At 66.9% G+C, this 13829-nt stretch carries 10 protein-coding genes and 2 pseudogenes; 7 read left to right on the top strand and 5 right to left on the bottom strand.

Annotated elements, in window-relative coordinates; translation table 11 throughout:
* Window positions 1–185: 185 nt before the first annotated feature.
* Window positions 186–1100 (bottom strand): LysR family transcriptional regulator, encoded by a 915-nt coding sequence (locus ABZ845_RS07015; RefSeq protein WP_360973898.1) that lies wholly within the window; start codon window positions 1098–1100, stop codon window positions 186–188.
* A 72-nt stretch (window positions 1101–1172) separates the two neighbouring features.
* Between ABZ845_RS07015 and ABZ845_RS07010 the strand changes: the two genes are divergently transcribed.
* From ABZ845_RS07010 to ABZ845_RS06985, 6 genes are all read left to right on the top strand, one after another.
* Window positions 1173–1799, top strand: a complete 627-nt coding sequence (locus ABZ845_RS07010; RefSeq protein ID WP_360973895.1) for a short chain dehydrogenase — start codon at window positions 1173–1175, stop codon at window positions 1797–1799.
* 153 nt (window positions 1800–1952) lie between these two features.
* A complete protein-coding gene (locus ABZ845_RS07005; RefSeq protein ID WP_360973892.1) occupies window positions 1953–2678 on the top strand; it encodes an amino acid racemase in 726 nt (241 codons plus the stop codon).
* A complete protein-coding gene (locus ABZ845_RS07000; RefSeq protein WP_360973889.1) occupies window positions 2678–3673 on the top strand; it encodes a DMT family transporter in 996 nt (331 codons plus the stop codon). The genes ABZ845_RS07005 and ABZ845_RS07000 overlap by 1 nt, the downstream gene beginning before the upstream one ends.
* A 120-nt stretch (window positions 3674–3793) precedes the next feature.
* Window positions 3794–4750 (top strand): iron-containing redox enzyme family protein, encoded by a 957-nt coding sequence (locus ABZ845_RS06995; protein ID WP_360973886.1) that lies wholly within the window; start codon window positions 3794–3796, stop codon window positions 4748–4750.
* A 33-nt stretch (window positions 4751–4783) separates the two neighbouring features.
* The gene (locus ABZ845_RS06990) at window positions 4784–5833 is read left to right on the top strand and encodes a fatty acid desaturase (RefSeq protein ID WP_360973883.1); all 1050 of its coding nucleotides are present in this window, start codon (window positions 4784–4786) and stop codon (window positions 5831–5833) included.
* A complete protein-coding gene (locus tag ABZ845_RS06985; protein WP_360973880.1) occupies window positions 5830–6213 on the top strand; it encodes a hypothetical protein in 384 nt (127 codons plus the stop codon). The genes ABZ845_RS06990 and ABZ845_RS06985 overlap by 4 nt, the downstream gene beginning before the upstream one ends.
* Before the next feature lie 68 nt (window positions 6214–6281).
* On the opposite strand, the gene ABZ845_RS06980 is transcribed toward ABZ845_RS06985, so the two are convergent.
* Entirely contained in the window at window positions 6282–7073 is a 792-nt protein-coding gene (locus ABZ845_RS06980) for a LuxR C-terminal-related transcriptional regulator (protein WP_360973877.1), read from the bottom strand.
* Window positions 7074–8016: 943 nt separating this feature from the next.
* Between ABZ845_RS06980 and ABZ845_RS06975 the strand changes: the two are divergent.
* Window positions 8017–8181, top strand: a pseudogene (locus tag ABZ845_RS06975) (ISL3 family transposase); the annotation flags it as partial.
* A 62-nt stretch (window positions 8182–8243) separates the two neighbouring features.
* On the opposite strand, the gene ABZ845_RS06970 reads toward ABZ845_RS06975, so the two are convergent.
* From ABZ845_RS06970 to mobF, 3 genes and pseudogenes are all read right to left on the bottom strand, one after another.
* A complete protein-coding gene (locus ABZ845_RS06970) occupies window positions 8244–8846 on the bottom strand; it encodes a DUF6000 family protein (RefSeq protein WP_360973874.1) in 603 nt (200 codons plus the stop codon).
* A gap of 165 nt (window positions 8847–9011) precedes the next feature.
* Window positions 9012–9212: pseudogene (locus tag ABZ845_RS06965) on the bottom strand (transposase); the annotation flags it as partial.
* 436 nt (window positions 9213–9648) lie between these two features.
* Entirely contained in the window at window positions 9649–13785 is a 4137-nt protein-coding gene (gene mobF / locus ABZ845_RS06960; RefSeq protein WP_360973871.1) for a MobF family relaxase, read from the bottom strand.
* Window positions 13786–13829 lie beyond the last annotated feature (44 nt).

Here is a 13829-nt window from a genome sequence, read left to right as displayed (position 1 = left end):
CGTGTACGGCTACTACCCCATGATGTGAGCAGCCGGATTCCCGGACTCTGCCGGTTGGAGCGGGTGTTCCGTCGGTTGCCCAGTTACGGCAAAGGGAGCGCCTGACATTCAACAGTCACCGGCCCAGGCTGAAGGACGGTTGCTGAGCGGTAGGGGACGTCCAGACGGGGGAGGCTCCGACGGAGTCACGTGGTTACCCGGCTTGTCGCAAGCGGGACTGTTACGGACTTCAGCGTCGCCAGTGTCCCCGCGATCGTCGGCTGGTGTTCCGAGCCAGCGCGGACCAGGGCCTCGATCGTGCGGCCGCGACCGGGGAGGGGCAGGAGGGTGACGGCCGGGGGTGGGGCGTCGCACATGAGTTGGGGGAGGATCGTCACAGCGAGGCCCGTGGCGACGAGCGTGAGTGCGGCGCGCAGATCCTCGTAGGTGTGGGCGATGCGCGGGGTGAATCCGGCGTCGCGACAGGCGTGAAGCAGGATCTCGTGGCAACTGCCTGGTGCTGGTGCAGAGATCCATGCCATCTCGCGCAGAGCGCCGATACCGTCATGCCGTACCGCGTCGGCGAGGGCGTCCGGGACGGCAAGTACTAGCGGGTCGTCGAAGAGGGCGACCGCGGTGGTGCCGCTCGGCTGCGGTGCGCCGAGTTGGTGGTAGCGGTATGAGACGACCAGGTCGAGGTCGTGGCACCGCAGCCGAGGCAACGATTCCTCCGGGTCCGTCTGCGTGATCCGCAGTGTCAGGTGGGGGTGGCGTTCGGCGAGGGCGGCAGCCAACGGTGAGGCCACGGCTGTCAGAGCGCTCGGGGCGCAGCCCAAGGCCAGATCGCCGCTCAGGTCGTCGTCCAAGGCGCGCACCGCGCCCTCGGCTCGTTCCAGGGCGGCCAGGACCTGTTCGCAGGAGGCGGCGAGTGCCGAGCCCGCCGCCGTGAGCCGAAGCCCGCGGCCCTCGCGATGCATCAGTGTTGCCCTGGCCTCTACTTCCAGGGCGCGCAGTTGCTGTGAGACCGCAGACGGCGTGACCCCGTGCAGATCGGCGACGGTGCTGACCTTCCCGTGTTCGGCCAGGTCACGCAGCATGATCATGCGCTTGACATCAATCATGAGTTCAGCTTAACGAATACAGTAGAAAAGGTAGCTGGACTGCACAGTACTAGTGGGGCCATTCTCAAGGGCATGAGCGAAGAAGCCCCCGCACGTAAGAAGATCGTTCTCGTCGGAGCGAGCGGCACCCTCGGCCGCGCAGTGCTTGAAACGCTGCGCGAGCGGGGCCATGAGGTAATCACCGCCTCCCGTAAGGACGCGGACATCCCGCTGGATCTCACCGACCCGGCATCCGTCACTGAACTGTACCGGCGGGTGGGCCGCGTGGACGCGGTGGCGTCCGCCGCGGGCACCGTGCCCTGGCGGCGCATGGGCGATCTCACGGCCGATGATGTGCGCAACGGGTTCGAGGGCAAAGTTCTCAGCCAGGTCGAATTGGTGCGCCAAGGGCTGCGGTCGGTGGCGGACAACGGCTCCTACACCGTGATCACTGGCATCCTCGCCCGCGAGCCCATCCTGACCGGCGTGGTCGCCTCGCTCGCCAACGGTGCCGTGGAGGCATTCGTACGAGCCGCCGCGATCGAGATGCCGCGTGGCCAACGCATCAACGCAGTCAGCCCCACCGTCTTCGAGGAGTCCCTGGACGCCTACGGCGACTTCTTCCCGGGCTTCACCCCGGTGCCGGTACGCCGTGCAGCAGTTGCGTACGTCCGATCCATCGAGGGGCACCAGACCGGCCAGATTTACCGAGTGGAATAAGTCAAACCAGGACTCTGCACAAATCCGAACCATGGCGGGCCTTTCCCCGCGCTGTCCCGAATTGGACAGTTGGCATAGCTACCGAAAGGATTTCATGAACAGGGACATCGGCTGGGACTTCCTGCCCGGATTCTCATCCGAGCGGGGCCACATATGACCGATAGTGGAGAGGTCTTGAAGATCGGCTTGGTGGGGGGGTTGAGTTTCCCTTCAACCATCACCTACTACGACCGAATCAACCGTCTGGTCAACCGGCGACTCGGGAAATCGCATTCACCGCGGATCGTCCTGGAGAGCCTCGATTTCCAGCCCATGATGGAGTGGATCGCGAGGCGCGACGGTGTCGCGGTAGCAAGGGAGATCGCCGCCGCAGCTTCTCGCCTGGAGACTTCAGGCGCGGACTTCTTCGCGATCTGCTGCAACACCGTGCACGAGTACGCGGGGCTGATCGAGGAGCGCACCGCGTTGCCGCTGGTGAACATCTGCCGCGCCACCGCGCAGGAGGCGGCCCGCCGAGAGGTCTCCACCGTAGGGTTGCTCGGCTCCGCGTTCTCCATGGAGGAAGCCTTCTACCGGGACGAGTTCACGGCCGAGGGCATCAAGGTCGTGGTGCCCGAGCCGCCGGACCGCGCGTTCATGCAGGACGCCATCGAGCGTGAGTTATGCACGGGCGACGTCTCGCGGACCACCTGCGAGCGGTTCACCCGCATCGCCCGTGACCTCCTGAAGGCAGGTACCGAGGCGCTGGTCCTCGCCTGCACGGAGGTGCCGCTGGTGATCCGCGCCGAGGAGTTCGACGTCCCCGTCATCGACACCGTGGACGTGCACACCGCGGCCATCGTCGAGAGGGCCCTCACACCGTTCATGGAGCACACGTGATGCGCGCCGTCTACGTGAAGATGACAGTGGCGACCGTGCTGCTCGGTTCCTACCTCGTGGCGGGCAAGCTGATCCTGAAGGAGGTCCCGGTCTTCACGGCGACATTCTTCCGCCTCGTCAGCGCCGTTGCCGTGCTTGCCGTGTATGTGGCGGTGAAGTCTCCGGGCCTGGTACGACCGGGCCGCCGGGACAGGGCCGTCATCTTTACACAAGCGCTGTTCGGCGTCTTTCTGTTCAGCGTCCTTGCGATGTACGGGGTGAAATTTACTGGCGCCATAGAGGCCGGTGTCATCCTCGGCATGGTCCCGATCTCCATCTGCCTGGTCGCGGTACTGTTCCTGCGTGAGCGCCTGTCGGCGCGCCGCAGCATCGGCATCGGGGTCGCAGTACTGGGCGCGGCTGGCATCAACGCGCTCAGCGCGGGCAGTTCGGGCGGTGGCTCCAACGAGGCTCTCGGAGCGCTGCTCCTGGTCGGCGCGGTGCTATGCGAGGCGGTCTTCGTCACCTTCGGAAAGCTGCTGTCGCGACCGATCCCGCCAGCGACGCTCTCGCTGATCCTGTCGGTGGTCGGCGCGCTGATGTTCCTCGGGCCCGCGGCGGCCGAGACGAGCCTGGCCGGGCTTTCCCAGATCTCCTGGCAGACCTGGGCGTTGATGGCCTACACGGGCGTCGCTATCAACGGCGTCGCTGTGGTCCTCATGTACGACAGCCTGGCCAGCGCCGACACCGCGGTAGTGGCCGCGTTCACAGCTCTTACGCCGGTCAGCGGGGCGGTGCTCTCCGTCCTCCTGCTCGGAGAGCACCTCCACACCTATCACGTGGCCGGAATGGTACTTGTGATAACTGGCGTCTATTTGGTCGCCAAGGAAAAGGGCGAAAAGCCTGCAATCGGCGCTGCGGTTCAAGAAAAATCCGGAGCACCTGATTCCGGATCGATGCGCGGTGTGGAGGAAACAGCGGCGAACCGGAAAGGGTCGGTAGTCGACCACGCTTGAGCATCCCGAGACTTCCTGCAGTGCGGTGACCCGAACCATCAGAATCCTTCCTCGACCATCCCCGCTTACGGCAGGGTGATGGAGAAGCGGAAAACCGCAAAGCGAGAAAGGACCCTGATCATGGTCACTGCAGTCGACATTGTGCAGGACACTGGATCTGATTCCCTCGAACACAATCTGGCTCTCGCCTTCCCGAACTCCGGGCCCCACGACCGCCGAATCCGTCTGCAACTTCTCCGGCAGTTGCACGCCCACTACGTCGCCTACATGGCCGGCCCCGAGGAGTTCTCCTCCATCCCGCGCCTCAACCACGACTGGTCTATCACGGCCATCGAGGACGCGTGGCTTACCTGGGAGGACCGCCAGGTCGACCGCGCGGACCTGCCCGCCACGGGCAAGGAGTTCCGCGATTGGTTCCTCACGACGGCCGAGCGGCACACACAGCCAGAGTTCTGCACCTACCTGGCCGACGAAGCCACCCTGAACGAGATCGCTCTGTTCTTCATGGGCGAAGAGCTGGTGGACAGCAAGTTCGACGACCTGATGGCCATGGTGCAGATCGGCACCCAGGGCCACACCAAGCTCACCATCGCCGAGAACTACTGGGACGAGATGGGCGAGGGCAACATCGAGCAAGTGCACACGCGCATGTTCGACCACTCCGCCCAGTACATGCGCGCCCACCTCGGCAAGTCCGGCGTCGACTACACCAACTTGCACTTCGCCGAAGCGTACGAGAACGCGGCACTGCTCCTCCAGTACGGCATCCACCGACACCTCAATCCGCGCGCGCTTGGCGCTATGGGAGTCCTGGAGCAAAGTGCGTCGCCCCGCTTCCAGGCGATGGTCGACGGCTGCCTCCGACTCGGCGTGCCCGAGGACGTCATCGACTACCAGCGCATTCACGTCCACGTGGACGCTGACCACGGCGCCGAGTGGTTCGAGGGCGTCTTCGTCCCCCTCGTGGACCGCTCCCCGGAACTGCTGCGGGAGATCTCTCTGGGCGTCCTGACCCGCGTACGAGTGGCCAACGGCTACTACGCCCGTATCTGGGACGCCATGAAGGAACTGCGCTAGCTGGCCGCCACACCGGATACCAATGGGGGAACGATGACCACCGCAGAGATACCGCACAATGTGGCCACCACCGACCCGGTCCAGGCGCTCCCCGTAAGAGTGCCCAGCCCCGCCGCGGAAGCCGCGCTACCGCAGGACGCCGCCGAACCGGTCCTGCTCTTCGCCCGGGCCCGGGTGACCCGCCGTGACCAGACCGTCTTCATCGGCAAACTCCTGGTTGCCGCCGCACTGATAGCCGCTGGCGTCTACCTCACCCTGAGCGACGGGCTTCTGCTCCAGGCGGCCGGAATCGTCCTGCTCGCCGCCATCTACACGCACATGGTGGAGCTCCAGCACCAGTGCCTGCACCACAGCGCCTTCACCTCGGCCAAGCCACACCGCCTGGTCGGAGTGCCGCTCGGCCTGCCTCTGATGGTGTCGTACACCCACTACCGCGTACGCCACCTCCAGCACCACAAATTCCTAGGCACCCCCCAGGACTCGGAGTTCTTCGGGTTCGACACTCGGGCTCCGCTCACGTGGGGCATGCTCCTGCGCGGAGCATTTGACTACGGACGGCTCCTTCAGATTGCCCGCCAGATCGGGCGTAGCTGGCTGGGGACCTGGGAGTACGACGCCGGAGAAATATCCGAGCGGCGGCGCCGCGAAGCCGTCGCGGAGTACCGGTGGATGGCGGTACCCGTCCTGGCCGCCGCCGTGCTCGCGGCCGCCGGATATGGCGACCCGGTCCTAAAGCTGTGGCTACTGCCAGTGCTTGTGGCGGCCCCCATGCACTTCTTCCTGGAGCTGCCCGAGCACATTCTGTGTGACACCGAGACCACCGACGTCCTGCGTAACACACGCTCGATCAAGGGGAGCTGGTTTAGCACCTGGTACACCAACGGCAACAACCTGCACGTCGAGCACCATGCGGTTATGACGGTGGCGATCAACCGGCTGCGCGCGCGACACGAAGAGGTCAGCCGCCTCGCGCAGCACGTCGAGCGCAGCTACCCAAGGTTCTACCTCGCCGTGCTGCGCGAGGCGGCCCGAAACTCGCCGTGGCGCGGGAGCAGCGCCAGTTCCACGGAGGGTGTGGCATGAGGCCTGCCACATTCCGAGTGGAGGGGCTCGCCGCCCGGCTCGCCCCGGTGGTGTGGGACGGGCGGATCCCCGATCTGATCGGCGCCTCCTTCGTCCGCAACAGCATCCAACTGCGCGTGCCCGAGGCTGACATCAACGTTCGCGTCCACGCGGCTGGTCCCACCACCCTCCACCTCACCTTCGAGGCGGTCTTCCGAGAGTGCGGCCTGGACTCCGCGGCCGGCGGCACTTGGTGGGATAGCTGGCAGGTGACCGTGGAGCCGCGTGCCCCCGGGGACACAGACGGCACCGCCGAGGCGATGCGCGTCCTGGCCGACCAGGTCCTGGCCGCACGCCGCAGGTTCGCCGTTCTCCTCGCGGACGCCAGCCAGGCAGCGTAGGCCCTAATGAACCGGCTCGACCAGTCACGTCACGATGCACACGGATCCCGGTGCGCGGTGTCTCAAAGTCAGAACGCCGCGCGCTGGGAGGCCCGACCGAGTAGATAGCCGAGCTGGAGCCGGTTCTGCGCCCCGTACTGCGCCTTGATCCTGCCCACATGGGTCTGCAGCGAGCGTTCGCTGATTCCGAGACGGCGAGCGATGGCGCGGTCGGAATAGCCCGCGATGAGGAGCTTCTTGATGGACTCGTGCAGGGAAGGGATGACCTCGGGAGCGGCCTCCACCGATCGCGCGGGCACGAAGGGGCACGCCTCGGCACGATCCCAGGACCGCCCGAAAACATCCGCCAGAAAGCGCACCATGGAGGGCTCGGTGATCTTCAGGGCCCTAGTCCGGTCATCGCGGCCGGGAATGAAGGCGACCTCGCCATCCACGATGATCAGCCGCTCGAAGAACTCGGGCAGCGTGCGCACCTCAGCACCATACTCTGTGACCTGGCGCACGTATTCCTTCGTGGCCTCGTCGAAGCGCGCGCTGTGCTGGTACAACGTGCGATTGGCCACGCCCGCGTCGAGCTGGGCTCGAACCGTCTCTAGGGCCGCGGTGAGCACCGACTTGGTGCGCGGGCCATCGGGCTGAGCAGTCAGTATCTCCTCGCGGGCGCTGTCGACAGCGCCGCGGATGGCTCTGTTGATCTCCGGCAGACCCTCCAGGTAGACGACGGCACCGGAATGTTCCGGGCGGGGTGGCGGCGCCGTGGCCACTTCGGCGACCTGGGCATGCAGTTGCCGGGAGATCTCGACCAGCGTGGTGGTCAGCCCTGGTAAGTCGATCACGGCGGTGGAGGTACGGTCGTGCATCTGACTTCGCTCCTGGAGGTGTCGTCAGGTCAAGTGAAGCGCTTCGGCACTGTCAACCTGGGCGAATGAGTAATTGAGTTGATAGCCCGTCAGGGCATACCGTGCCGATGACGGAGCTTGGCTCAGGACGTGGTGGGCATGTCGGCGGTGCCGGTAATGGAGTCTCACATCGAAAGCAGATGATCAACCCAGCTCGATAGTCATCGGCCGCCACAGATCCTGCCGCACATCAAGCACACATCATTAAGTTGCCACCTATTACCCGTCTGCAGCCCGCCAGGAGCGCAACTAATAGCTTCGCCGACGGCAGGGCCGGAAACGGAACCCTTTGTGCAACACATCCGCCCAACCTCCACGCGACGCCCTCCCCGACCCCGAACCAACTAAGCGATAGACAAGCAACCGTAATTAAATTGAGAGCGCCTTCACGCCGAACCCAAGCGGTCAACAGCAGGCACTTTGGGCAGCGAACTACCCCTTAGAAACAATGCGACGCATGGCATAACTACTGAACGGTAATATGTCATGCACGAATCAAGTTACACAGGAATGATCATGCAGGATCGATTTCCGGACCAGATCACACTCGAGTCCGCACTAGAGGTCGACGCCTGCGAGACTCCGGAACCGGAATGCATCACCCGTCGACTATCGCCCTGAAGCATCGGTCGTTCATCGCTCTACCGGAACCGGGCTCCTGCACCCGTCACTCTCAGGGCGTCCGCGCTGATCACGCAGAGATTGGCTTGATCACGCGCAACGGCAGTGACCGATGTCGGCGGTTCCATGGACTCCCTGTGGATCTTCTGTGGAATGCAGGAGCTGTCCCGGCGCATCGCCGGGCATCCGTACTGGCAGACGTCAGCCGGAACACCCGCAGCCCGAATTAAGTTCAAGGAACTCGCGCGAGCGAAGGCGCGCTCATGACGGGCGGCTCTGGCTGGCGGCCAGCATCGACCGCGACATCGAGGCCGTCACCGCCGGATTGACCCGGCCCTGGAGCTCGGGCGCGGTCGAAGGCCATGTCAACAGAATCAAGATGCTCAAGCTCCAGATGTTCGGGCGGGCAGGCTTCCGACTTCTCCGCAAGCGCGTCCTACTGGCGTGACGGAGGGTGGCCGCGTCACGGGCGTTAAGCCAGAGTCTTCGCAGTGAACAAAGCCAATGGGGTCAGGTGTCGGCGCATTCGTCTATGACGGTGCAGGCGAGGCGAATGCCGCCCAGGTAGGTGGAGATGCCGTCATCGCCGTGCATGTGGGGTGCGTCCTGGAACCACTGCCGCCACAGGCCGCCCTCTTGAAGGAAGTGGCTGGCCCGGTCGCCGTGCAGGACGGAGTCGGTGTACGCCAGGGCACCCATGGCCGTCGGCTGGTCGTAGGCCAGGTCGGGCCGACGCAGGTAGCGATCCAGGTAAGCGGCAAGCAAGTCGGCGTCCCGTGCGGTGCCGAAACTCGCCAGTGCCACACAGTAGGCCCCACCCGCGCAGCAGACCTCACTCTCCAGCAGCAGCGCTCCCAGACGCTCACGGAAGTGGTCACGGCGCGAGACTGCGGCGAGCCATGCCGCGGTCCGCCGCTCGCGCCAGCTGCCTTCGAAGAGGGTGGTGAGCTCGGCGTCGGTAATAGCCCTCGCATCAGCGGCCAGGTGCTGAACGAACGGCTCGTACTCCTCGCGCGACATGCGAAGTACCGCTCCGCCGAGCTTTAGGTAGCGGCGCGCGGGGAGGCAATAGCGGCGGTACAGGGCCTGTATCTCGGTGTCGTAGCGGATCACCACCCCATGCTCTCGCGACGAGCACGCAGCTGAGGGCGTGAGGCGGAATACGCCTGCAGTGGCCCCGAGACGGGGTGGGACGCCACCTGGGACCCGGGGCGGGTGAGCAGGGTTTCGACAGCACGCAGCGTTACTGCTCCACAGAAGTGATGCTGTTGGTGATCTTCAGCTTGCGAGCCGTTTGCAGAGCCGGTGGAACGGTGTGCCGGGTCGGTGCTGTCGGTCGGGTCGTTGATTGAGGCGGGTGGTGTTGGTGCCAGCCGCGGTCAGCACGTGTTGGACATGGGTTTTCGCGGTGCCGCGGTAGCGGCAGTTGCGCAGCCCGTGGGCATGGACGGTTTCCGAGACGGTGGCTTCGCAGCCGGCCCATAACACATCGAGCTCGTCGACGAGAGCCTGAAGGTGCACGTGCCGGAGTTGAAGGCCCGCCCAGCCCGCGACGTTCGTCACCTACGGCGAGAACCCCGGTGCGCTGCTGGCAGCCGCCTTGCCGCGCCCCCGGGCCTGCCGCTCCCTGTCCTTCTTCAGCGACGGGGGCCGGGGGCATGGGGTCGATGCTGCCGACTGCGATGGCGGGGCATTGCCAGGCGCTCAATGAACACACAGGATAATTACGGTTATTCGGTTGGTGCTCTGAGTAGCAGTCAAAATGTGGATGACATAGGGGTATTGGACCGAGATGCGGCGCATGTGCTTGTGCCAGCGGGCCAGCCCGCCACGAAGGAGGACCGCCGGCGGTGGCTGATCGCCGGGGTCCTCTGCGTCGTGCCGATCAGGCGTCGATCGTGCTTTCTAGGGTTGCCTACCCCAGGCCGAGGCCCCGGGACTGGTTCGGCCGCGGGCGGGTGGCGACCATCTGATGCTGTGCCGCCTGCTTCGCCTGCTGTTCCTGATGGTGGGCACGGCGGGCGGTGACTTCCCGGTCGTACAGCGCCGGGTACTTCGCGGCGATCGTGGCGCGCAGCTCCTTTTCCAAGCGGGCGTCGGCGGCCTGGGTGCGGTGGCCGTCGGCGCTCGCTCGGAACTCGCCCGCCTTCTGCACGGCGCGGCTGATGTCGTCGCGGTCGCGCTTGTCCATGCTGTGGCCGCGTCGTTCGGCGAGGGAGCGCATCTCCAAGAGCTGCTGCGTGGCCTTCTCCGGACTGTCGGGTACGGGGGTTGTCATCGTCATGCCGAGGGCCTCGGCGATGCGGCTCTTCTGCACGACGGTCCAGGCGTCCCGCAGAGCCTGACGGCCGTCCCGCTTCGCCTCGGCCTCCACGTTGTAGTAGACGGCGCGCTCCGCGGTAAGACCCTGGGTCAGCTTGCGGTGCTCCTTGAGCGACGTCCCCGCCAGGCGCAGCGCGATACGGCTCTTGCCCTCGCTCTCGGCGAGCTTGGCCAGGTGTTTGGTGCGATCCTCGGCTTGGCCGGCCGCGGCGAACGCGGTTGCCAGATACTCCTGGGCGGTGACCAGATGCGCCTGCGCCTGGTCGAGAACGCCAGCGGCCTCGGTGGCGAACTGCTGTCCCCGGGTGGGCTGGCCGGTGGCCCTCTCGTGGTCGAGGCGCGCGGCGAGTTCCCGGGCCTTGCTGTCCGTCTCGGCGGCCATAGACTCGGCGTCGGCGGCGAGCCGGTCGCCCTCGACGATCAGCCAGTTCAGCCTCTGCGGGGAGACGCGGCCGTAGACACGCTTGGTCAGGGACGGGACCGCGCGTACCTCCGCCCCGGACTGGAGGAGGGCACGTAGCTGCTTGGCCTTCTCCTCCTCGTGCCGGGCCCGTTCCTCGAGCTGGGCCTGGTCCTGCGCCCGGCGGGGTGAGAGGAACGCGGATTTGGCTCGCGCGGCCTGTGCCATGTGGGCGTGGCGGAGCCTGCGTTCGGACTCGGCGCGGGCCTCCTCGGCGGACAGGTCGCGCTGCCGGGGGAGCTGCGCAGGGGCCGGTGGCTCGTGCAGGAGGTCGGAGACCATGCCGTCCGGCCGGGACTGTCCGAGGAAGCGTGCGAAGGCGTCGATGGCGCGCTCCAGTTGTTCCTTCTCTGTGCGGGACGTCCCGAGCCGGGCACGGGTCTTCTCGTCCTCGATGACAGCCAGCGGCAGCCACAGGTGGTTCTGGCGCCGGGCCCGGGTGATGCCGGGATACGTGGCGAAGGCGTTCGCGCCGTGCCCGTACATCAGCGACGTGTTGCACGTCAGGCCCTGGCTCGCGGCGATCGTCATGGCGTAGCCGAGGGAGAGCGCACCGCCGGTGACCTTCTGCGGTGTCACCCAGCCGGATTCCTCGCGGTAGCCGCCGGGCGCCTTGGTGTCCTTGACTCGCCAGGTGATCTCGACCCGGTGGCGTTCGTCCGTCGCCGTGATGACGGCCCGGTAGCCGTTGAGTACGTCCGGGCCCTCGCCGCGGCGCGAGCGGTAGTCGTTCTCGCGCACGCGGACGATGTCGCCCACGGCGAGGGTGAGGGTGTCGCCGCCGGGCAGGGCGTAGGTGTGTTCGTCTCCGAGTTCGCGGGCCTCGCGGCGGATTGCCTGCGCGCCGAGGTTGAATGCGTCGACGTCGCTGTTGCGGGCGGCGAGCACCACCATGTTGGCGATGAGGTCGTGGGGGTCGGCCCACTGCTGCATCCGGAGTTCGTCCCAGGCCATGAGGATCTGGGATCGCGCTTCGTCGGCGGTCTCGGCGGGGTGCACGCGCCCGCCGTCGGCGAGCATCCGCAGAGCCAGTTCGTGGTCGCCGGTGCGCCAGACGTCCAGCGCGGCCCGTTCGGCGGCGTCCTCCTGGCGGCGGTTCTCGGTGAGGGTGAGCCCGTGGACCAGGCGGTGGACCTCGCGGAACCAGCCGCCGGGGCCGATTGCCTGCAGCTGCAGGTGGTCGCCGATGCCGACGACCTTCGTGCCGGTGCGCGCAGCCTCGGTCATCAGCACGGCCGCCGCACGGTCGTCCACCATCGTTGCTTCGTCCACGACCAGGACGTCGACGCCGCGCAGCCCGTTGCCGTTCTCGATCTCGCCGAGCCAGGCGGCCACGGTCCGGGCGGGGATGCCGGAGGCGTCGGTCAGGTTCTTCGCGGCGACCGCGGCAAGGGTCGCGCCGGCGTACGTGGTGCCGGTGGCGTCCCAGCCGATCCGGCACGCCTCCATCAGCGTCGACTTGCCCGCGTCCGCGACGCCGACGATGGTGTCGATGCCGTGCCCGGCGGTCAGAACCCGGGTCACCGCGGCGCGCTGTTCCTCGGACAGCTCGAACCCGGCGGCGACCTGGAAGACGTCGATGACAGCCGCGGCCCGGTCGCCGGTGAGCTGTACGGCGCCGCTGTCGAACCTCTCCAGCGCATGCCGGCGGACGCTCTCCTCGGCGTCGAGGATGTCCTGGGTGGTGTAGCGGTCGACGGACGAGATGACGGTGGACCCGATAGTGGGCACACGCACCGCATAGCCCTCGACCGCCAGAACGTCGTCGCACAGCCTCTCCAGGCCGTCCGGGTCGGCGTCGATTCCGAACTTCAGCGCGTTCGCCACGGCGGCCAGGAGCTGCGCGCGGCTGAACGTCTTGTCGTTCGCGGTCAGCCCCTCCTTGGGGTCGAACACGACAGCCGCGATGTCGCCGGGCGGCGGGATGCGTGGGCGGGTGCCGGAGCCGTCGACGCCGGCGCCGCCGTCCGGACCGGGCGGACCGGGGGCAGCCGCAGCCAGCATCGCGTCGACGTCGTCGACGACCTGTTCGGCGCGTTGCCTCCAGCTCTCGCGCATCGTGGTCGCGTCGACGTCGAGCTTGTCGCGCTTGGTCGCCATGGAGACGGCCTGCTTCTCCTGGCGGCTGGCGTCGGCACCGGCCTTCTCGTCCACGAGTGCGGCACGGCGGGAGAACGCGTCGCTCAGCTCGGCAGGGATGCTCTGGATCTCCCAGGCACCGGTGGGTGCGTTCCGTTCACGCCGGACACCGAACCGCTCGTGAGTCAGAGCCCGGAACCGCGCCTTGAAGTAGGCGTCGGCGGCAGAGGCGTGCCGGTGAAGGTCATTGCCCGAGTTGGCTATCGAGCGCCACTTGCCGTCCTCGCACAGCGCGAGATTGGCAATCACCAGGTGGAGATGAAGATGGGGATCTCCGGGCTCCCCGGCCTGAACGGGCCGCGCGCTCTCGTGCACAACGACCCACGCCATCAGCCCGCCGGTCGCGATCCGAACCAGCTCGCCGTCCTCGCTGCCGACCGCATACGCGCACCACCGCTCCAGCTGTACAACCGTGTCGCGCATGGCCTGGATCGCCAAAGAGCGAAGCTCTTCCGCGTCCAGCAGGCCGATGAGACCGTGCAACAGGCTGTCAGATTTCGGCAGATCGAGGACCAGGTCCCATCCGCGGACCCGTGCGTCGACACGGCTGTCCTTGTGCGCCCAGGCTTCGGCGAGTTCCTCCGCACCGTAGATATCGGCGAGGGAGAGGCCAGCCGCCCGGACCAGCTTGTGCAGCGTCCCAACCTGCATGCGGTGCCCCTCTCCCCGGCGGTGCACCATGCGCTGCATCCGCTCAAGGACTCGCTGCTGGTTGGGCTTGCCCTCCAGGAGGGCGGTGGGTTCCACCCCCTTCCTCTCAGCCGCCTCAACCAGCGCCACGACGGCACGGGCGGTGGTCAACTGAGCCTTCGGATGGGCCCGAGCGGAATTGCGCGAGCTCAGCATCCGGGCTCCGGTCGTCGGGTGGCACCCGTTCAGCAGCCGTCGCGCCGCGTTCTTGCCCTCCTCGTCCAAGACCTCGCCGTCGGCCAGGCCGACCAGGCGGAGTCCGGCCCCCACCCATACCAAGGAGCTGCCGCCCTCGAGGCGCAGGCGATAGTCGACTGCCTCGTCCGCGCCGTCGACGACGACCGTCTTCTCGGCCGATGACCCGACCACGGAGCAGCCCGCCTGCTGCCGCAGCCGGTACTCGACCTGCTCGACCGCGACGATCCTCGTCAGCCAGGCCACGGAGAACCCCCTTCGGCAAGGGCTACCGCTGCGCCGGTCCCCCG

This window comes from Streptomyces sp. NPDC047022, from assembly GCF_040644155.1.
Taxonomy (GTDB): Bacteria; Actinomycetota; Actinomycetes; order Streptomycetales; family Streptomycetaceae; genus Streptomyces.
The sequence above is the reverse complement of the archived record's forward strand: the minus strand, read 5'-3'. Positions and strand labels throughout refer to the sequence as shown.

Bases quoted from the DNA above. Each gene is read 5' to 3' on its own strand.
- ABZ845_RS06985 (WP_360973880.1), top strand. From the start codon at position 5,830: ATGAGGCCTGCCACATTCCGAGTGGAGGGGCTCGCCGCCCGGCTCGCC.
- ABZ845_RS06995 (WP_360973886.1), top strand. From the start codon at position 3,794: ATGGTCACTGCAGTCGACATTGTGCAGGACACTGGATCTGATTCCCTC.
- ABZ845_RS07015 (WP_360973898.1), bottom strand. From the start codon at position 1,100: ATGATTGATGTCAAGCGCATGATCATGCTGCGTGACCTGGCCGAACAC.
- ABZ845_RS07005 (WP_360973892.1), top strand. From the start codon at position 1,953: ATGACCGATAGTGGAGAGGTCTTGAAGATCGGCTTGGTGGGGGGGTTG.
- ABZ845_RS07000 (WP_360973889.1), top strand. From the start codon at position 2,678: ATGCGCGCCGTCTACGTGAAGATGACAGTGGCGACCGTGCTGCTCGGT.
- ABZ845_RS06980 (WP_360973877.1), bottom strand. From the start codon at position 7,073: ATGCACGACCGTACCTCCACCGCCGTGATCGACTTACCAGGGCTGACC.
- ABZ845_RS07010 (WP_360973895.1), top strand. From the start codon at position 1,173: ATGAGCGAAGAAGCCCCCGCACGTAAGAAGATCGTTCTCGTCGGAGCG.
- ABZ845_RS06990 (WP_360973883.1), top strand. From the start codon at position 4,784: ATGACCACCGCAGAGATACCGCACAATGTGGCCACCACCGACCCGGTC.